At 57.1% G+C, this 19299-nt stretch carries 22 protein-coding genes; 5 read left to right on the top strand and 17 right to left on the bottom strand.

Annotated elements, in window-relative coordinates:
- The first annotated feature begins 13 nt into the window (after nucleotides 1-13).
- From guaA to BP07_RS06855, 4 genes are read left to right on the top strand one after another with little or no spacing between them, the layout of a single operon-like run.
- Nucleotides 14-928 (top strand): glutamine-hydrolyzing GMP synthase, encoded by a 915-nt coding sequence (gene guaA / locus BP07_RS06840; protein ID WP_042687280.1) that lies wholly within the window; start codon nucleotides 14-16, stop codon nucleotides 926-928.
- Between the two features lie 56 nt (nucleotides 929-984).
- On the top strand, nucleotides 985-1170 hold the full coding sequence (locus BP07_RS06845) for a CooT family nickel-binding protein (RefSeq protein ID WP_042687283.1): 186 nt from the start codon (nucleotides 985-987) through the stop codon (nucleotides 1168-1170).
- Between the two features lie 4 nt (nucleotides 1171-1174).
- Nucleotides 1175-2191, top strand: a complete 1017-nt coding sequence (locus tag BP07_RS06850; RefSeq protein ID WP_042687286.1) for a type II glyceraldehyde-3-phosphate dehydrogenase — start codon at nucleotides 1175-1177, stop codon at nucleotides 2189-2191.
- 2 nt (nucleotides 2192-2193) lie between these two features.
- Nucleotides 2194-2625, top strand: a complete 432-nt coding sequence (locus BP07_RS06855) for a DUF2111 domain-containing protein (RefSeq protein WP_052353323.1) — start codon at nucleotides 2194-2196, stop codon at nucleotides 2623-2625.
- Here the strand turns inward: BP07_RS06855 and BP07_RS09255 are convergent.
- Together BP07_RS09255 and BP07_RS08885 are read right to left on the bottom strand one after the other, a co-directional pair.
- Entirely contained in the window at nucleotides 2601-2981 is a 381-nt protein-coding gene (locus BP07_RS09255) for a ferredoxin-thioredoxin reductase catalytic domain-containing protein (protein ID WP_052353324.1), read from the bottom strand. The genes BP07_RS06855 and BP07_RS09255 overlap by 25 nt on opposite strands.
- 6 nt (nucleotides 2982-2987) lie before the next feature.
- Nucleotides 2988-3215, bottom strand: coding sequence for a glutaredoxin family protein (locus BP07_RS08885; protein WP_157203144.1), 228 nt, complete (start codon nucleotides 3213-3215; stop codon nucleotides 2988-2990).
- A 100-nt stretch (nucleotides 3216-3315) separates the two neighbouring features.
- Here BP07_RS08885 and BP07_RS06870 point away from each other — a divergent pair, with 100 nt between their 5' ends.
- Entirely contained in the window at nucleotides 3316-3624 is a 309-nt protein-coding gene (locus BP07_RS06870) for a DNA/RNA nuclease SfsA (RefSeq protein WP_211247078.1), read from the top strand.
- Between the two features lie 41 nt (nucleotides 3625-3665).
- On the opposite strand, the gene tmk is transcribed toward BP07_RS06870, so the two are convergent.
- From tmk to BP07_RS06945, 15 genes are all read right to left on the bottom strand, one after another.
- A complete protein-coding gene (gene tmk, locus BP07_RS06875; RefSeq protein ID WP_211247079.1) occupies nucleotides 3666-4289 on the bottom strand; it encodes a dTMP kinase in 624 nt (207 codons plus the stop codon).
- Entirely contained in the window at nucleotides 4289-4588 is a 300-nt protein-coding gene (locus tag BP07_RS08440; RefSeq protein ID WP_052353326.1) for a cysteine-rich small domain-containing protein, read from the bottom strand. The genes tmk and BP07_RS08440 overlap by 1 nt, the downstream gene beginning before the upstream one ends.
- Nucleotides 4589-5908 (bottom strand): signal recognition particle protein Srp54, encoded by a 1320-nt coding sequence (locus tag BP07_RS06885; protein WP_042687288.1) that lies wholly within the window; start codon nucleotides 5906-5908, stop codon nucleotides 4589-4591.
- 49 nt (nucleotides 5909-5957) lie between these two features.
- Nucleotides 5958-7163: a nickel-dependent lactate racemase gene (gene larA / locus BP07_RS06890; RefSeq protein ID WP_042687290.1), complete on the bottom strand. Its 1206-nt coding sequence runs from the start codon at nucleotides 7161-7163 to the stop codon at nucleotides 5958-5960.
- Entirely contained in the window at nucleotides 7160-8365 is a 1206-nt protein-coding gene (locus BP07_RS06895; protein ID WP_042687292.1) for a potassium channel family protein, read from the bottom strand. Before BP07_RS06895 ends, larA begins: the two co-directional genes overlap by 4 nt.
- 83 nt (nucleotides 8366-8448) lie before the next feature.
- Nucleotides 8449-9591 carry an MFS transporter gene (locus tag BP07_RS08445; protein ID WP_157203145.1) on the bottom strand — a complete coding sequence of 381 codons (1143 nt, stop codon included), beginning with the start codon at nucleotides 9589-9591 and terminating at the stop codon, nucleotides 8449-8451.
- Complete coding sequence (locus BP07_RS06905) at nucleotides 9584-11503, bottom strand: beta-CASP ribonuclease aCPSF1 (RefSeq protein WP_042687294.1); 1920 nt, start codon at nucleotides 11501-11503, stop codon at nucleotides 9584-9586. Before BP07_RS06905 ends, BP07_RS08445 begins: the two co-directional genes overlap by 8 nt.
- A 55-nt stretch (nucleotides 11504-11558) precedes the next feature.
- Entirely contained in the window at nucleotides 11559-12191 is a 633-nt protein-coding gene (gene psmB, locus BP07_RS06910; protein ID WP_042687296.1) for an archaeal proteasome endopeptidase complex subunit beta, read from the bottom strand.
- 124 nt (nucleotides 12192-12315) lie between these two features.
- A complete protein-coding gene (locus tag BP07_RS06915) occupies nucleotides 12316-12900 on the bottom strand; it encodes a DUF2150 family protein (protein ID WP_042687297.1) in 585 nt (194 codons plus the stop codon).
- 53 nt (nucleotides 12901-12953) lie between these two features.
- Nucleotides 12954-14207: a TldD/PmbA family protein gene (locus BP07_RS06920; RefSeq protein WP_338045908.1), complete on the bottom strand. Its 1254-nt coding sequence runs from the start codon at nucleotides 14205-14207 to the stop codon at nucleotides 12954-12956.
- Nucleotides 14208-14367: 160 nt separating this feature from the next.
- Nucleotides 14368-16362 (bottom strand): ATP-dependent protease LonB, encoded by a 1995-nt coding sequence (gene lonB, locus BP07_RS06925; RefSeq protein ID WP_084174160.1) that lies wholly within the window; start codon nucleotides 16360-16362, stop codon nucleotides 14368-14370.
- 149 nt (nucleotides 16363-16511) lie between these two features.
- Entirely contained in the window at nucleotides 16512-16877 is a 366-nt protein-coding gene (locus BP07_RS06930) for an OB-fold nucleic acid binding domain-containing protein (RefSeq protein WP_042687298.1), read from the bottom strand.
- Nucleotides 16878-16969: 92 nt separating this feature from the next.
- A complete protein-coding gene (locus BP07_RS06935) occupies nucleotides 16970-17449 on the bottom strand; it encodes a multiprotein bridging factor aMBF1 (RefSeq protein ID WP_042687299.1) in 480 nt (159 codons plus the stop codon).
- Nucleotides 17450-17502: 53 nt separating this feature from the next.
- Nucleotides 17503-18807 (bottom strand): phosphoribosylamine--glycine ligase, encoded by a 1305-nt coding sequence (purD, locus tag BP07_RS06940; protein ID WP_042687300.1) that lies wholly within the window; start codon nucleotides 18805-18807, stop codon nucleotides 17503-17505.
- 12 nt (nucleotides 18808-18819) lie between these two features.
- Nucleotides 18820-19296: a 50S ribosomal protein L11 gene (locus tag BP07_RS06945; RefSeq protein ID WP_042687301.1), complete on the bottom strand. Its 477-nt coding sequence runs from the start codon at nucleotides 19294-19296 to the stop codon at nucleotides 18820-18822.
- Nucleotides 19297-19299 lie beyond the last annotated feature (3 nt).

The raw sequence follows: 19299 nt of genomic DNA on the forward strand, positions 1-19299 counted from the left end.
AGCCCATGGATACATGGTAAAAGTAGACAGGTTCATAGAGAAGGCCATAGAGAACATAAGAAGACAGGTGGATGGAAAGGCCCTGCTGGCACTTTCTGGTGGAGTGGATAGCTCTGTATGCCTCGTGCTAGCGAGAAGGGCAATCGGAGACTTGCTCATCCCCGTGTACATAGACACGGGTCTCATGCGAGAGGGCGAGACCGAGAGGATTGTGGAAATTTTTGGCGATGCGGGGCTCAGGGTGGTACATGCGGAGGAGCAGTTTCTCGAGGGGCTAAGGGGCATCACTGACCCAGAGGAGAAGCGAAGGGCATTTGGCGAGGTGTACCTCAGGGTGCTCGAGGATGTTGCCCGCGAGGAAGAAGTAGAGTACCTCATTCAGGGCACGATATATCCCGATTTTATAGAGTCGCTCGGGGGCATCAAGTCCCACCACAACGTCAAGGGGCTTCCAGATGTGTACGAGTTCAAGGCAATCATAGAGCCCATCCGAGACCTGTACAAGGACGAGGTCAGAGAGGTGGCAAGGGCTCTGGGCCTGCCTCCCGAGATTTGCGAGAGGATGCCGTTTCCAGGTCCAGGTCTGTCGGTGCGCATCCTCGGAGAGGTCACCCGTGAGAAGGTGGAGATTGCAAGAAGGGCGAACAGAATCGTGGAGGAGGAGCTGCTGGAAAAGTTCAGACCATGGCAGACGTACGCAGCCCTCGTGGGCAAGGGAACGGGTGTGAAAGGGGACGTTAGGGCATATGGCTGGATTGTGGCTGTGCGGGCAGTGGAGTCGAGAGATGGCATGACTGCCCAGCCTCTCGAGATTCCCCACGAGGTGCTGATGAGGCTCGCATCGAGGCTCACCAGTGAGATACCAGAGGTGACCCACGTAATGTATGACCTCACGCCCAAGCCCCCGGCCACCATAGAGCTGGAGTAGCGGCGACAGTAAAACGCTTAAACTATCAGCACCCATACACAATAGGAGTGATGTGAGTGTGTGAGCTTTCCGTGTACCTCAAGAAAGGTGGTGAGCAAAAGCTGGTGGCAGAGAACATCATCCGCATCGTCCAAAAGGACGATGGCGTGGAGATGTACGGAGTTCTGGGAGATGTCCACACCTCTGAAGGAAGGCTAATCGAGGTGGACATCACCAAGGAGAGTGCATACCTGATTGGGTGAGAGCATGTCCAAGGTCAAGGTCGCAATAAATGGGTATGGAACGATAGGAAAGCGCGTTGCAGACGCCGTGAGCCTTCAGGACGATATGGAGGTGGTGGGCGTTTCCAAGACGCGCCCCAACTTCGAGGCAAGGTTCGCCAAGAAGAGGAAGTACCCACTGTATGCCCCCAATGAACGCATCGAGGCGTTCGAGAAGGCAGGACTCGAGGTGGAGGGGGACGTGCGGGCGATGTGCGAGGCTGCAGATGTCGTGGTTGACTGCACACCGGGCGGTGTGGGTGAGCAGTACAAGGACATGTATATCGATGCGGGATGCAAGGCCATCTGGCAGGGAGGAGAGAAGCACGATATTGCGGGCTTCTCCTTCAACGCCCTCAGCAACTACTCACATGCCATCGGAAGGGACGCTGTGAGGGTGGTATCGTGCAACACCACTGCCCTGTGCAGACTGCTATACCTGCTGGACGGTGCATATGGCATAAAGAAGACGAGGGTCGTGCTGATGAGGAGGGGGACCGACCCGGGAGATGCAAAGAAGGGCCCCATCAACGCCATTGTGCCCAACCCCATTACACTGCCCTCCCATCATGGCCCAGACGTGAACACAGTCATCCCTCACATACCCATAACCACACTGGCTGCAAAGCTCTCCACCACGCTGATGCACATGCATGCAGTCAACGTGGAGCTTGAGAGCTCCCCATCCCGAGAGGAGGTGGCAGAGCTGCTCTCGAGCGAGCCCAGAATGCTGCTCATCGGCTCCGATGTGGGTTCCACTGCCGAGGTCATAGAGATGGCGAGGGACGCAGGAAGACCCAGAAATGATGTGTGGGAGAACGTGATATGGGAGGACTCCATCACCGTGGAGAATGGGGAGCTATACCTGTTTCAGGGAGTGCATCAGGAGTCCATCGTGATACCCGAGAACATCGACGCCATACGGGCGATGTGCGAGCTGGAGCGTGATGCGGCAGCCTCCATGAAGAAGACCAACGGGGCGATGGGCATCGGGGTGCTGTGAGAATGCCCAAAGACGATGTGCGGGCATCCAAGCTGCGCTCGATTGGAATACGCATAAGTGAGGATTCAAACGCAGAGAGCTGCATCCCCATTGCGATGGCCGTGCACTACCTCACGGGCCTGCCCGTGACGATGCGAAGCAAGAACAAGCCCGGCGTTCGAATAGAGAGGGGAACGGTGCTCGACACCGAGTATGACGGGCCCATGCTCCAGCGGGTGTTCGAGGAGAACAGAGTAATCAGGGGAATTCCCTCCACTGGACAGTACAAGGGTGTGCCAATCGTGGCATCCCCGATTCGAGATGCCGGTGGCACCGTGGTGGCAGTGATTGGGATGGTGGACGTGGTGGGAAGCCTGGACATTGGCACGCTGTTCTACGACTACGCCCATGTGCTCCAGCAGGTGAGCAGCTACATAGAAAAGAGCAGAAAATGAAGGGTCAGATGAGCCTCTCCCACCTGTCCCTCGCCTTGCAGATGGGACATACACTGGGTGGTGCATCCCGAGCGCACAGATAGCCGCACACCCTGCACCTCCACACTGGATATGCAAGCTCCATACCAGATAACACCACCTCTTCCCCCTTTTCTCCTTACATCTTTCTCATACTCTCCAGAGGCAAGCCTGCAGGGGCATGAAGGATGGCCATACCTCTCGGTGTTCTTCACGAGTCCCTCCACTATGTCCAGCACGACCTCCTCGTTGGGGTGTAAATGATAGCCCGCAGCCTCAGCATCCTTTTTGAGCTTTTCATACGGCCTGATGACCTCTCCGTAATCAACATAGCCCATTTCCCATCACTTCAGCTTGAGTGCATTCCTTATCCTCTCTGGCTCATAGCCCACGATCACCTCGTCCCCCACGACAAGCGTGGGCACGGTGCAATCTGGGTTATACTGTGCAAGCTCCTCGAGAACGTTCTGCTGCTCGTCCTCATCCATTAGGTCTATGTACACATACTCACACGTCATTGCTCTCGAGAAGCTGCCTCGTCTTTCTGCACCAAACACAGGTGCTCGCAGCATAGAGCTTGGGCTTCATACGGGATATGCGGGCGCTTTTTTTGAGGGGAAAAGCGCACACGAGAAAGACGAGCTTTGACATTCTCGCAGTGCACGACGGTGCGTGGATGCCAGAGTGCCCAACATGCTCGAGGGGTTCGAGGAATACAGGGTGGTGGACAGGGACCACCATGTGGGCACAAGTCGCATCGACCTGCTGCTCGCAGAGCCCTCCTATCTTCTGGAAGTAAAGTCGTGCACGCTCGTAGGGCACGGCATCGCGATGTTTCCGGATGCCCCGACCACAAGGGGAGCAAGGCACGTGGAGAAGCTCACACGGTTTGTGGACGAGGGGGGCAGGGCAGGGGTGATGTTCGTGGTGCAGAGGGAAGATGCCCGCTCCTTCTCGCCCAACACCTCAGATGTGCCCTGAGGCACGTGGGAGGCACACTTTCCATCGAGATGGGCGATGGTCTAACAGTCCTCCACGAGGGGCATCGCCAGCTCTAAGATGCGGGCATGCACCCTCTGAGGAGAGAGAGTGCCATCCACCAGCACGCCCATCCCCTCCTCCACAATGCGCCTGAACACATCCCTCACTGCCCTCAGATACTCCTCCTCCTCGAAGTGGTTGGGACGCTCCCCCCTCTTCAGTATTCTACTCACCCCTACCTCTGGGGGCACGTCGAGCACCACCACCAAATCTGGCACCGGAGCTACGCGCTCGCTCCTCTCCCGTATGAGCTGGGGGTCGATGCCGAGCGCGCCCTGATACGCCATGCTCGATGGATAATACCTGTCCATTATCACCACACGCCCGCTCTCAAGCGCGGGAATGATGTGCTGCTTCGCATTTTCCTCCCTGTCCCTCAAGAAGAGTTCGAGCTCCTCCTCGGGTGACACGTGCCTTCCGAGCTGTGCCAGCCTTCTGACCTTTGAGCCCCACACACCATTGGTGGGCTCCTTTAGCAGCACCACCTCATAGCCCCGCTGCTCCAAAGCCCGCTTGAGCAGCACGGACTGAGTGCTCTTTCCTGCTCCATCTATGCCCTCGATGGCTATCAGCACACCCCTGTTCTTCGCCATCGCCACCCTCATCACCCGCGCCCTGTCCTTCCGCTCTTGTTTCCAACATACACCAGCGAGAGCGTGGTGGCGAGTGCCTTTAGCTCTGGCAGGCTTACATGGGGATGGGCCCTGTAGTACTCTGCCACCTCCCTGATGTGCAGAAGGTGGCAGTCAATGCAGCTCCACACCACGTTGCCCTTCCTGCCTATCACCCAAAAGCCCAGCTCGTAGTCCTCGCATGGATAGAAAGGGCAGTAACAAAAGTCGCACACCTGCCCCTCAAAATGGCATGGGTAGTACTCACAGCTGTGGTCATCACCCTCTTCCATCTACTGCACCCCAAGCCTCTTCATCATGGACTTTGTGAGCCTTCCGCTCCCAAGGCTCTTCATCGCCTTTTGCATCGTCCTGTAGTACTTGAGCAGTGCCCTCACATCCTCAGGGGTGGTGCCAGAGCCCCTCGCAATGCGCACGATGCGAGACTGGTCGATGAGCTTTGGGTCATCGAGCTCTGCACTGGTCATCGAGTCCATGATTACCTTGAACTTGGAGAGCATGCTCTTTGTCATCTCATAGTCCTTCTCAGTGAGCTTGATGCCCATCCCACCAAAGGGCAACATCTGCATCACCTGCTTTAGGGGACCGAGCTTGTTCATCGCCTCGAGCTGCTTGTAGAAGTCCCGTAAGGTGAACCTTCCACTCACGAGCTTGTTCACGTCAATCTCGTCCTCTCTCAGGGTCTCCTGCGCCCTCTCTATGAGCGACTGTATGTCCCCCATGCCCAGCAGCTTGGAGATGAACCTCTCCGGGTCGAATGGCTCGAGCTCATCTGGGGTCTCCCCAGTCCCTATAAAGGCAATGGGCGCTCCAGTCTCGGCAACTGCCGAGAGGGCACCACCCCCCTTTGCCGTGCCATCGAGCTTTGTGATGATTATGCCCGTGATGCCCACCGCCTCGTTGAATGCTCTCGCCTGCACCGATGCCCCCTGCCCAAGGGCAGCATCCAGCACGAGAAATGTGTGGTCGGGATTGGATACCGCATGGATTGCCTTCATCTCCTCGATGAGCTCACTCTCGAGGGCATGTCTTCCCGCGGTATCGATGAGCACCACGTCATGGCCAGCTGCCTCCTTGAGCCCTCGCTCCACCAGCCCAACGGCATCCTTTGTGTCCTTTTCGCCATAGAATGGCACTGCAAGCCGCTCACACAGGGTTGAGAGCTGCTCATACGCCCCAGGACGGTAGGTATCCGCACATATCACATAGGGCCTTAGCCCCTTCCTCTGAAAATAGCGAGCGAGCTTGGCTGTGGTGGAGGTCTTTCCACTGCCCTGCAGCCCCACGAGCATGATGGTGTGCTTGCCGAGCGTCAGAGTGGTGCCCCTGCCGAGTATGCCCACGAGCTCCCTGTACACCACACTGAGAACGTGCGCCTTGGGAGAGGCTCCAGCGGGTGGCTTGGTGTGCAGTGCCTGCTGCTTTATGTTGTTGGACAGCTGAAGCACGAGCTTGACGTTCACATCCGCACTCAGCAGTGCCCTCTGGATGTCCTTGACCACGTCGTTTACGAGGGGTTCGCTTATGTGTCCTGCCCCCATCAGCTTGGAGAGTGCACCCTGCAACCCCTCACTCAGCTTTTCCAGCATCACGAGCTACTTCCTCGATACCTGTATATAAAACCTGTATCTCATGCGATGGTTACACCCCATCGAGCAGCACGCTTGCACTCCTCACCACGAGCACCCTCGGGTCATTCTTGTGCACTGCGGCACGTGCGCTCTCCAATGCCTCGTCCAGTGTTGCAAAGGGTGTAAAAAAGCACGACATTGCCGTTTTTTCAGAGAGTTCGGAGACGAGATAGAGCCTGAAGGTACGGGCGAGCATTGCGAGCCTTGCGAGCTTGTGGGCGCCCATCTCAAACCCCACTTCCCAAAAGGCACGGATGGCCTCCTCCGGGGTGTATCCCCTCCTCGCCCAGCTCTCGAACACGGCATTTCCAAGCCCCTCTGGACACCGTGCCACCAGTATCATCACACCCCCTTCCCTCAGCGCTCCCTTGGCATGCTCCATCGCTTTGTGTGCCTGAAACAGGTTGATGTCCTTTGGATGCCCCCCCGCACTCACCACCAGGATGTCGGCCTTGGGCACCTTTATTCTGGCGGTGCTGTCAAGCAGCCTGCACCCCTCCCTATGGGCGAAAATGCCGTGCCCTGCCACCACACTGCCCACATCACCCACGACGTTCACCAGAAAATCCAGCGGTCGGATGCGGGATAGCTCGTCGATGTCTGCCCTCACGGGACCATCGAGCCTTCCAGCCTGTGCCCCGCTCTCGAGCATCATCGAGTGGTTGCTCACAATGCTCGTCCTCGATGCGATGCCCGGAAGGAGTGCCTTGTATCCCCCACTGTAGCCAGCATAGTAGTGATAGTCTATCCGTCCGAGGGCAATCACTCTGTCGTGCTCGAGCACCTCGTCGAATAGCTCCACGGGTGTTCCACGCGATGTGATGCCCACACGAGTGCACCGGTCGGGGTCGTGCTGAATGCACTCCATGTCTCCCACTGCCGCCACAACCTCATCGTGCGTCATTTTTCTGTGAATCCCAAGACACGCCACGCACGTTATGCAGCCAGCCCCAGCCCTCTCAAGCTCCTCCATGACAGAGGAAAGCATCGTGCGTGTGGGGCAGCTTCTCGTGGCATCTGGAATGAGCACTGCCACGCTATCCCCCCTTCTCACGACCTCAAAGAGGGGCTGAGAGCCGATTGGATGTGAGAGTGCTCTTCTCGTCTGCACATGAATATCCCGATGGGCGCTCTGGAGGGGGCTCACCACCTCGATGCTCGAGGGGCACCGCATGCAAAGGGTGCCCTCCCCATATGGCAGCTCCACCGTCCTCATTGCACATCACTGCTCTGCGGGCTGGAGCACAGCTCCCTCAGGTGCTCCTCACCCGTGATGGTGCCCCTCGCAATCAGCCTATCTCCAGCCCTGAGCACGGTGCTCGCACTCGGGTCGTATATCCACCACCCCCTCCTGCGTATCGCCAGCACGTACATGCCCGTCTCAGTGCCAAGCCTGAGCTCTCCCAACGACCTGCCATCCGCCTGTGAGCCCTCTTCCACGACCACCTGCGTGATAATCTCCTCGGAGTCCCTGACCGCAAGCTGCAAAAGCCTGCTGGGAACCATTCCCCGCAGCACCACGTTTGCCATGTCCAGCGCCGCATCTGACACGAGCTCAGAGGAGCTTGCAAGATGCAATAGCCCCCTGAGCTTTCCCACATCGTCTATTCTTCTCGCAGTCTGAAGCACCCACCTCTGCAGGTCGAATTTCATGTCATCCATCTTTTCCTCTAAGAACTCCACCTCCTTTGCGATCTCCTCCTCGTTGTACAGGAGGGCAAAGTAGGCAAGTCCCACCGAGAGCTCAGAGATGTTCTTCATCTCCACGATGATGTCCACTGCGATGCTCAGGTCATCTATCACCGTGGACGGCTTGAGCCTCGTGGACTCGTACTTCTTGCCCGTGGCCATCTCCACGAAGTGGGGCACACCCTCGTCGTGCCCCCTCGCAAAGAGCACGTCCTGTGGCTTTAGCACCACCTCGTGCCCGGGGTTGTATATCCACTGGCTGCCCCTGCGGATGGCAATCACCCACATCCCTGTCTCGGCCTCAAGCTCGAGCTCCTCTAAGCTCTTTCCACACATCACCGAATCCTCGGAGAGCTTCACCCTGACCACCGTTTCCTCTGCCTGCCGAAGGTCGAGCTTGAGCTCCAGCGGAATCTGCATGTCCCGAAGCACGATGTTGGCGATGTCCGCGGCCGCAGAGGATATCTTCATGGCAGAGTAGGCAGCTCTGAGCACGCCCGCCAGCTCTCTCGCAGTCTCGAGGTTGCGGGCAGACAGCATGGCGGCTATCCACATATGGTACTCCAGCTTCTCCATCTTCTCCTCGAGGCTCATGACCTCCTGTGCGATGTCCCAGTCCTCATAGATCACCGCAGCAAAGGATAGATCCACCATGAGCTCCGAGGTGTCCTTCATATCGATGAGAAGCTCCTTCACACTCTTGGGACAGTAGTCTATGCCTTTGTTCATGTCCCCTCACCGCCCACATCACCTGCTAAGCGATGTGGCTTGTTGGAGATATCGTGCTAAAATTATTCCAATTAGATAAAACATTATGCACCCCTCCCATGCCCATCGTCTGCCCATGGAGACAGCACCGCAGTGGACAGCACAATGAGGGCATTTAGCCCTATGAGTCTGGGGAGGGAAAGCATGGGATGCAGCATGCCAAAGAGGAGGGGCAGGGTGGCAAACCCCAAATACACCATGGTGCTCAGCGTGCCCATCATAAGACCATCGGGTGCAGCCGTCCTTCTCGCCATCTGAGAGGCATAAACCACGGCACCCACGAATACAAACCCGCTGCCCAGCCCAAACACCGTGGGACCCAGGGGGGTATAGATTGTGAGGAGCGTTCCCAGCGCCGTAATGAGCACTCCCCCCCTGAGCATGCGAGCAGAGGAGATGGGGACGTATGCTGCCATGAGGGAGGCGAGTATCCCTCCCACATACACCCCTCCAAGGGCAAGCCCCTGTACGTCCCTGGACAGCAACTCCGCAGTATAGAATGGATACATGGCTATAACGGCCCCAGTGCACCCAAACGTGGTGATGCACACCACCCAGAGGGGGACGAGCTGTCTGCTGAAAAACATGCCAATTGAGGCTCGCACCACATCCCCCACATCCTGAGCTGAATGCGAGGATGCCCCCCCTCTCATGAGGGAGAGCAGTGCATAGGGGGTAAGAAGCAGCATCGGCAGCGTGAACAGATATATGCCTCCCTTGGGGGTGAGAAGGGCGAGCGCGCCGCCCAGAATGACGCCACACGCAAGCCCTGCATTCAGCAGAAGGTTGAATGCTCCCGTTCGCCTCTTGGTCTTGGGAAGATGCGAGAGCATCGAGAGGCTGGGAGGAAAAAATGCCCCGCATCCAACTCCCTCCACGAGCCTTGCAACCGAGAGCACCGCCACGTCCGAGAACAGCGAGAGGGCGATGCCAGAGAGCGTGGTGAGCACAAGACTGATGGCGAGCGTTCTTTGTGCTCCGTATCTGTCGGTGAGCACGCCAAAGGGAATGAGGGATACGAGCGCTCCTCCAAAGTATGCTGAGAACAGCACGCTCGACCAGAATGGTATCCCGCCCAGAATGTCCAGGATGGGCACCACGACGCCAGAGAGCCCCATTATGAGGAACACTCCAGCATACACCAGCACCATCCAGCCCGCATCCTGCTGGCTCATGGGCTCACTCAAGCCGCACGGTCTCTAAGTTCATGGGGGACTTTGTGGATATCTTGAGCTTCTTGTAGATTGAGGAGGCAAGGTCAACGCAGCACTTCTCATCACCATGGTTGGTGAGCACCAGGCTGGGTCTTGGATACATCCTCTGGACAAAACTCATGAGCTGACCTCTATCCGAGTGGCCCGAAAAGCCATCCACGGTCTCCACCTGCATCCTAAGCCCGATGGTCTCAGTTCTGCCATTCCCCGTGGAGAACGGTATCTCGCTCCATCCTTTCTGTATGCGCCTTCCCATCGTGCCCTCTGCCTGATAGCCCACAAACACGAGGGTGTTTTTCTCATTGGGTGCCATTGCCCTGAGGTACTCCATCACAGGTCCACCATTTAGCATTCCAGAGGTGGCGAGTATTACCGAAGGGTGCATCTCGTCTATTATCTCGCTTCTCGTCTGTCTCGAGTCAACGCGCACGAAGCACTCGTTCAAAAATGGGTTCTGGCCCCTCCTGAAAATCATCTCCCTGAGCTCGTTGTTGAGGTACTCAGGATGCGTGGTATGGATGGCAGTGGCCTCCCATATCATACCATCCAGATAGACGGGGATGTCCTGAAGCCTGCCCTTCCGGATTGCCTCCTCCAGCACCAGCATGACCTCCTGACTCCTTCCCACCGCAAAGGCAGGTATGAGAACGCTCCCACCTCTCTCAATCGTGGTCTTCACGAGCTCGATGAGCCTGCGCTCTGCCTCCCTTCGCGGGGGCTGCACATCGCCACTCCCCCCATACGTCGCCTCTATGACGAGCGTCTCGGCCCTTGGAAACTTGTGCACAGCTGGGTCAAACAACCTCGTCTTTTCGAACTTGAAGTCCCCGCTGAACACCACGTTGTGCCTTCCATCGCCTATGTGGAAGTGACATATGGAGGAGCCCAGGATGTGACCAGCGTTGTGGAACGTGAGCTTGATGTCCGGGGCGATGTCCGTCACCTCTCCATAGCTCAGGGTGATGGTGTGCTTGAGCATCTTCCTTATCAAATCGGACTCATAGGGAATCGTTCTGCCCTCTCTGCTCGCCACCTCTATGTAGTCCATCTGAAGCAGCGCCATGAGGTCTCGGGTAGGCGGTGTGCAGTACACCGCCCCCTCGAAGCCATACTTGAACAACAGGGGCACCAGCCCAGAGTGGTCGAGATGGGCATGGGTGAGTACCACAGCATCAATCTCGCTTAAGGGTGTGGCCTCGGGCATCTGAAGATAGGGTGTTCCCCCCTCCTCCATGCTCACACTCACCCCACAGTCCACCAGCACCTTGCTGTCCTGCGTGGAGAGCAGGCTGCAGCTTCTTCCGACCTCTCTAAAGCCCCCCAAAGCCGTGATGCGCACCCACTTCTCTTTTTCGTCAGATATGGGCCTGTGTATCTTTCTTCCAATCCTTCTCAGAATGTCCTTGCGCTCGTCCTTCTTGTCCCTGAGGAACTTTCGGATGTTCTTTACGGTGATGGACTCGATTGGGGGTGTTCTGACCGCAGTGGGTATCCACCCTATCTGCCTTGTAATCTCCCGGAGTGTGCTGCCGTGCTTGCCTATCACTGCCCCGGGCTTTTCGGTCTCGATGATCACCACGCCCGTGTCTGCATCAAAGTGAAAATCGGTGATGCCCGCATCCTCGGGTACGGTGCTCAGAATGACTCTTTTGGCCTCCTCTGGGTCCGCGAGCACCTTGGGGTCTGGCCGCACCACAATCCTCTTCCTGACCTCGCGTGCAAGGGTGCGCACGAGGTCTCCCTTGTCTGCAAACTTTCTTGGGTCTGGCGTGTAGAGCACCAGCTCGTGCCCCTCGAACTGAAGGTCGGTGATGCTGATATCCTCCGGAAGTGTATTTTCTATCCGCTCTCTCAGTTCTTTTAGCACATCTTCTACAGAGCCCATTGTTTTACCCCTGTAAAAAACCTATCAAAAAAAGAGGGTGGGAATGCATTGTGCGTCAGTTGAGTACCTCCCTTATTTTATTTACCTCCTCCTCAGAGAGCTTTGTGAAGCCATCCTGTGTGATCTTTATCACCTCTATGCCATCGCCACTTGCGGCATCCCTCTTCATGGCGGTGTGCAATGCCCTTATCGCAAGCTTCACACCCTCATCCACCATGATGTCCTCGGTGTACCTGTCCTCGAGCACACCATAGGCCACGAGCGAGCCAGAGCCCGTGGCAGCTATCCTCCTCTCCTCTATCTGTCCACCCAGAGGGTCGAGGGAAAACAGACTTGGACCATCAGAGTTCAGGCCGCCCACGAGCAGCTGCACCAAGAACGGAAAGTACTTGGAGCCACTGAGCACGTTGGCGAGCAGTGTGCTCGCAGCCCTCGGGCTCATTGGTTTGTTCCTTCTCATCTTGTAGAGCTTTGCCTCTGCAGCCATGATTCTCGCGAGCTGCTGGGCATCGCCCACACTGCCAGCGGTGGTCATCGCCAGCTTATCATCGAGCTGGTATATCTTCTTGGCCTCCCTGCTCGCAATAAACGTTCCCATTGTGGCCCTCCTCTCGGTGGCCAAAACTACCCCATCCTTGCACACAAGACCTACTGTGGTCGTACCCTTAAGCCCTTCTTCCCGGTTCATCTCAACCCCTCAAAAGGAGGAAAAGCAGATAGCATGCCATCTTTCTTCAAATATATAAGCGTTTTGATTCGAGCTACAGCCCAGTCTCCATGGAAGAGTTGCTTACTTCGTAAGCAACTGTTGATTACTCCGTAATCAACACCATGAATTCAATGCTTCCCAACCAGTCACCCACCTGTGAGCATGGGATGCTCTCGATGACCTCCTCTGGAAGGCGCTCGCCAGATAACATCCTCGCCCCTATGAGAGCTACCAGTTCGAGAGCTCCGTCGAGGTCGTCCTCGCGCTCCATCTCAAGAGCTCTCTCCACGAGCTCCCTTAGGGGCGTGCTCCTGTCCAGCCTTCTGCTCTTGAGCAGCTTTTCACAGGCTGCAAACACCCCCACGAGCCCATCCTGCACGCTGGAGAGCAGCACATCCTTGTCCTCCCCCATGGGCTCAAAGGGAGCGAGGATTATGCTCTTCATCTCCTCTATGTGCTCTGCAGCCTTTCTCTTGCTGAGCTTTCTGCGCCTCACACTGGCAAGAACCTTGTTGCAGGCAAGCAACACATCCTCCTCGATGTCCATGGAGAGGGAGGGAGGATTAGCCTCTGTGAGTTCATCCAGCTTGAACGTGCTCTCCCTCACGGCTCTTATCCAGTTGTTCCATCTCTCCTCGGTATAAAACTGGAGCTCTCTCTGAGCTTCCCTGTCAGCTCCCTTGGCCATCGCTCTCCCCTTATCGGCATAGCCCACACACTTCTGTGATATAACCCTTTGCTCTACCTTCCACCCACGAGCGCCTCGCCAACGAGCAGGTGGGGAGAGCCATCCGAGACTGGCACGAGCTGCCCTGACTTTCCACACCTCCCAGAGTGCAGCGTAAGGTCACATCCCACCCCCTCAATCTTGCGGAGGATGTCCAGCGTATTTCCAGAGAGCGATACGTCCCTGAGCATCCGCACGAGCTCCCCATTCCTCACCTCATACCCATACTCTGCATTGAACTGAAACACCCCTTCTGCAGTGGACACCTGACCCCCGCGCGAGCCCTTGAGATATACGCCATCCTTCAGCTCTGTGAGCATCTCCTCAAACGCCATGTCCCCGTTTTCCACGAAGGTGTTGCTCATCCTGACAATGGGCACATTAGTGCCCTGTGCCCTCGCATTTCCACCCTCGCCATCGCCCAGCCTCGCAGCGGTCTCCCTCGAGTGCAGATAGCCCACGTGCACGCCATCCTCGATGAGAGGCGTCCTCTTGGCCTCGACCCCCTCGTCATCAAACGCGTAGAACCCATACCCATCCCTTATGGTGGGGTCGTCCACCACACTGACACCCTCTGCGGCTATCTGCCTTCCCAGCGTGTCGGCAAGGATTGAGCCGCCCTCGAGCACGATGTCTGCCTCGGTGGCATGGCCAACGGCCTCGTGGGTAAACACTCCCGCCAGTTCGGGGTCAAGCAGCACCCTTCTCCTGCCGCCCTCCACGTGCACCGCATCGAGCAGCTGCACCGCCCTCGTGGCTGCCTTGTGAGCAAGGGCATGAAAGTCGTGCTTTTCCACAAGCTCGTATCCCCCCACATGGGCTCTGGACTCCATTCCCATCTGCAACACCCCTTGCCGTCTTGCCACGCACATCACCGAAAGCATCACCCTCGGATACTCGCTCCACACCTCGATGCCCTCTGAGCTCTGATACTCCGTGCGCACGATGGCCTCGGAGTACACTACCCTCGTACTCACAACCTCGTCCAGCCTCGTGCGCTCGTAAAGCTCCCGCATAAGTCTGAGCTTGTCCTCTATCGCCACATCCCGCACATCGAGCCTGGGCTTTGCCCTAAAGCTGGATGGCGCATGGGGGAGGGGCAAAAGCGATATTTTGTCCCTTTGTACAATCTGCTGGAGGGCAATGGCGTTTTGCTCGGCTCTCTTAAGGCAGCCCTCCTGAAATTCCCCCTCCACGACCGAGTATCCCCAGCTCCCCTGCACAAGACATCTGCACAGCGTGCCTTCAGAGGTGCTCGCTGCGACCATCTGTCCTCTATGGTGCCGTTTTCCATCACGATGTGCAGGCTCTCCATCTGCACATGCCTCGTATCATAAAAGGTGAGCATGTGCAGTGGTTGGGAGATGATGTAGATATGGCTTTTGCATGAGTAGGGTAGGATGACCGTAGGCCGTAGCTCCTACCCTTTCAAGGGCACTTGTTCGCCTTTGAGGAGAAGGCATCTGGAAGCTGGAGGGATGGGCGCTTTGCGATGAGGCTGCGTATCGCCTTTAGCAGCCCCTCCTTCTGCTCCCCTCCCACCAGGCTCTGTTCGAGCACCTCCACGATGTTGCTCACGGGCACGATGTCGATTTTGCCCACATATGCATCCTCTATCAGCACATCGCCCATGTTGCTCTTGGGGATCAGTACCTTCTTGAGACCTGCCTTGGCAGCAGCCTCTATCTTGTACGTCACACCCCCAACTGGGAGCACATCTCCCCTGACCGAGAGCGAGCCCGTCATCGCCACGCTCTGATCCACGGGCACCTGATTCACTGCAGACATGACGGCAGTGGCTATGGACACCGAGGCGCTGTCCCCCTCCACCCCCTCATAGGTGCCTATGAACTGGATGTGGATGTCCATAGAGGAGGGGTCCTGTCCAGTGAGGTTCTTGATGATGGCCGATACGTTCTGCACCGCCTCCTTGGCGATGTCCTGCAATCTTCCAGTGGCTATCACCCGCCCCTCCTCCTTGGACTGCGCAGGCGTCACCTCGGCCATGATGGGCAGCACAATGCCAGAGTCGCCACCCACCACTGCCAGACCGTTCACCCTGCCCACTGCACAGCCCTCTCTGATGAACACTTCGTAGTCTCTCTTCTGCTCTATGTACCGGTCTGCAATCTGCTGCTCCACCGAGCGCGCCATCGTCTTGGCATCTATCACGTGCCTTGCCTCGACAAGGGGCGCCCCCTCGGCTATCGCTATGTCACCAGCCGTCCTTATCAGCCCTCCAAGGTCCCGAAGCTTGAGGGTGAGATGTCCCTTTCTGCCCGCCCTTCTTCTCGCCTCCCTTATTATCTCACGCACAGCTCCCCTGTCGAAGTGGGGAATCTTCTGATCCTTCACCACCTCTTGCGCTACGAACCTCACGAGCTTGCGCCTGTTCTCTGGAGTGTCCTCCATGGTGTCCTGCATGTACACCTCGTAGCCATAGCCCTTAATCCTCGAGCGCAGGGCAGGATGCATGCCCTGTATGGCATCGAGGTTACCAGCACACACCATCACGAAGTCGCATGGCACCGGCTCAGTCTTCACGAGCGCCCCAGAGCTTCTCTCGGACTGTCCAGTGATGGGGAACTTCTTCTCCTGCATCGCCGTGAGCAGATTCTGCTGGCTCTCCAGCCTGAGGGTGTTGATTTCGTCTATGAACAGCACACCCTTGTGGGCCTTGTGAATCGCCCCTGCCTCCACTCTCTCATGGGGAGGTGTCTCGAGTCCTCCCGACTGGAAGGGATCGTGGCGAACATCGCCCAAGAGAGCGCCAGCATGGGCCCCAGTGGCATCCACAAACGGAGCACTCACCTCGCCAGAATGAGACACCAGCAGCTTGGGCACGAGCAGCTCATCCCTCGGCATCATCTGCCTGAGCAGTATGAACATCAGCAGTACAGCTATGATGCCCATGAGCCACTCCCCAGTGATGAACGAGACGAGAATGATGGCAAAGGCAGCCATCATGAATACAGTGTTCTTTGCCTGAGTTCTCTTTCTTGCCTCGAGCTTGTGAGCATCCACGATTTCCTTGCCCTTGCCAGCTGGCACCACCCTCACGAGAGGGGTGTTGGGATCCTCTGGGTTGGGATACACCAGCACATCCTGCATCTCCTCCTTTGGCAAAAGCTCACTCATCGCCCTTGCGAGCATGGACTTTCCAGTGCCCGGCGTGCCTATGAGCATCACATGCCTTCTCTGCACTGCAGCCTTCTTTATGATCTCAACGCCCCTGTCCTGACCTATCACCTGGTCTATCAGGAGCTTGGGCACCTCCACATCCTTTGTGGTCTCAAAATCCAGCCCGCCGAAGATGTCCTCGTCCTGAGATGGGACTTGCTCTGTGCTCCCATTTTGCTTCAGTTGCTCACGGCAACTGTTGATTACTCTGTAACCAGCACTGCTCGCATTCTCTTTTCTCATCTTGCCTCCGATAACCACCAAGCTCCACAAGTCAACATTGCCTTCACGGAGTGGAGTATCCACATGAGAGGCATCACTTGGGACTTGGAGCTTGGAACTTTGTGGAGTATTTTTCTTAATATCATTTTTCCCCATGCTTTTAAACCTTCTCATGGAGACATCAGCACGACATCCTTCTCCCTCAGAACCACAATCTCCTCTCGCCCCTTGTAGAGCTGAAGCCTACCCGTCACCCTGACCTCATCCCCTACGTGCAACCTCTCTGCCATGCTCGCACCTCCTGCCTCCCTTGGCACAAACACCTTCACGAGCTCCCTATCCACATCCAGCGTGATTATGAGGTGCCCACCACTTGCCGTTTTCTTCAGGTGCAGCACAGTGCCGCTCACGCTCACGTGGTCTCCACTCTCCTCATCCGAGAAGGGCGACACCACCCAGTAGAGCACCACGAGCGAGCATGCCACCATGAAGACCAGCACGATGGCCGCACGCTCCTGTCGCGTGAGCCTGTCCATCGGGGCCACATATGTGTGGTCAGATATTTATCTTTCCGTTGTGTTGATTACGGAGTAATCAACAGTTGCTTACTTCGGCAACTCTCTGAAGCTCACTTGTGTCTTATCCTGACCACATCGCCGAGTGTGATTCCCTCCGAGAATGATGAGCCCTCGAACTCCTGCTTTGCTGGGGGAGCAGTGAGCTTCACATCGAGCTCAGCCTCCAGCTTCTTTATCACCCTATCCTCTGGCACGAACTCGCCCCTCTCTATCTTCTTTATGAGGGATACCTTCTCATTGATTTTCTCGGCGAGCTTGTCCTGAGTTAATCCCCTTCTCTCCCTTGCAGTTCTCACGATGTCTGCATAGTCGTCCACAACTTCCTCAAGGGTGCTGAAGATGTCCCGCGCCCTATGCTTTCTTGGCAGCCGTGGTGCAGCTCTCGCCTTGGGCACCTCTGACGAAAAACTCCTCATCTCTGAACCAAGGCTCGAGCACTGGTGACACACCTCAAGCTCCGCGCCCTCTATGAGCACCCTAACGCCTCTTCCCCTTATGGGCTTGCCACATATCTCACAGTTCTTGGTCATGAGTACTCATCTATACAGTGTGGGCAATCCTGCTATTAGAAGCTTTTCAGGCTTCAGGCACCCCGAAGTGCCCTCATGTGCTCCACCCGCCTTCTTATGAGCTCTGGTGTGCCGATGTCTCTTCGGTGATAAAGCGCCCCTCTGATGCCGAGAATGGCACGCTCAGCCTTGGCCTCTGCCTCCTCGATTGTGTGGGCGATGCCCACCACGGCAGCAGCCCTCGACGAGGTGGTGTACACCACGCCCTCCTTCTCATACACACTGGAGTAGAACAGCAAGGCATCATTAACGTCTGCCACCTCGATGGGAGCATCGCTGAGGGGACTCTCTGGATAGCCCTTGGGCACCACATACTTGCACACAGTCGCCATGTGCTCAAACTGCACGTCCAACCGTGAGAGCCTCCCCTCCACGCACGATGCGAGTACGTCGGTGAATGGTGTGCGCAGGAGGGGCAGAACGTTCATCGCCTCTGGGTCCCCAAATCGGGCATTGTACTCCACCACGAACACGCCCTCGGCTGTGAGGATGAATTGCCCATAGAGTATGCCCACATAGGGCACTCCCATCCTCTCCCTCATGGCATCTATGGTATCTCGCATGATAGAGCATGCCTGCTCATACTCCTCCCTGTCCAAAAAGGGCAGCAGGTGGTCGGCATCGCTGTACGAGCCCATGCCCCCAGTGTTGGGCCCCACATCACCTTCGTATGCCCGTTTGTGGTCCTGCACAGCAGGGGAGAATGCGAGGGTGTTGCCATCACAAAATGCCTGCACTGTGAACTCCTCACCCACCAGCCTCTTTTCCATCACCACCGCACCGTGCTCTGGCAACAGACTCACTGCATACCTGTACACCTCGTCCGCATCCGATAGATGCTCGCCCATCACCTTCACGCCCTTGCCCCCAGTAAGTCCTGCTGGCTTTACAGCCACATCACCAAGGCTCTCCACAACCTCCCTTATCTCAGAGGGAGTGGTGCATATGTGGTGGGGTGGGCATCCCGCGATATGGGCTTCCCGCATGAAGGTGCGTGCCCATGCCTTGTCGGTCTCTATTCTGGCCGCCGCCCTTCTCGGTCCCAGCGTGGGCACCCCCTCCTCCTCGAGCGCGTCCACCACGCCCGCGGCAAGGGGCGCCTCAGGCCCCACCACGGCATACTCCGCCCCGCACTGCTGGGCATACTCCCTCACGGCGTCCACATCGGTCTCGGAGGCTATCCTAAAACCGCTGGAAAGGCGGGCAATTCCCGGGTTCTTTCTGGACATGAGACAATACAGCTCGGCATCTGGCGAGCGTGCGATGGCGTCGGCTATCGCGTGCTCCCTCCCACCGCCGCCTATGAGCAGCACCTTCATCCTCGGCACCACCTACTCCGAGAGCATCTGGTCGTACTCACCACTGGAGACTGCCCGCTGCACCTCCCTGGGGTCCTTTCCCTCCACGGTGATGCCAAGAGACAGGCACGTGCCGAGCACCTCCTTGACGGCACTCCTGAGGTCATAGGAGAGCAGGTCCCCCCTCTTCATCTTCGCCACACTCACCACCTGCTCCATCGTGATGTCTGCCACTTTTTGCACTCCCGGGTCGGCAGAGCCCTTCTCGATTTTCATCTCCTGCTTGAGCAGGGCGGTTGTGGGTGGGGTGCCCACTTTGATGGTGAAGCTCTTGTCGGCCTCCACCTCTATCCTCACTGGAACCTGTATGCCCTTGTACTCTGCCGTCACCTTGTTGATTTCATCCACAACTGCCTTCACATTCACCCCAAGGGGACCCAGGGCGGGTCCGAGCGGGGGTCCGGGGTTTGCAGCCCCTCCACTCACGAGAACCTCAACGACTTCTGCCATAAC

The organism is Methermicoccus shengliensis DSM 18856, from assembly GCF_000711905.1.
Lineage (GTDB): Archaea > Halobacteriota > Methanosarcinia > DSM-18856 > Methermicoccaceae > Methermicoccus > Methermicoccus shengliensis.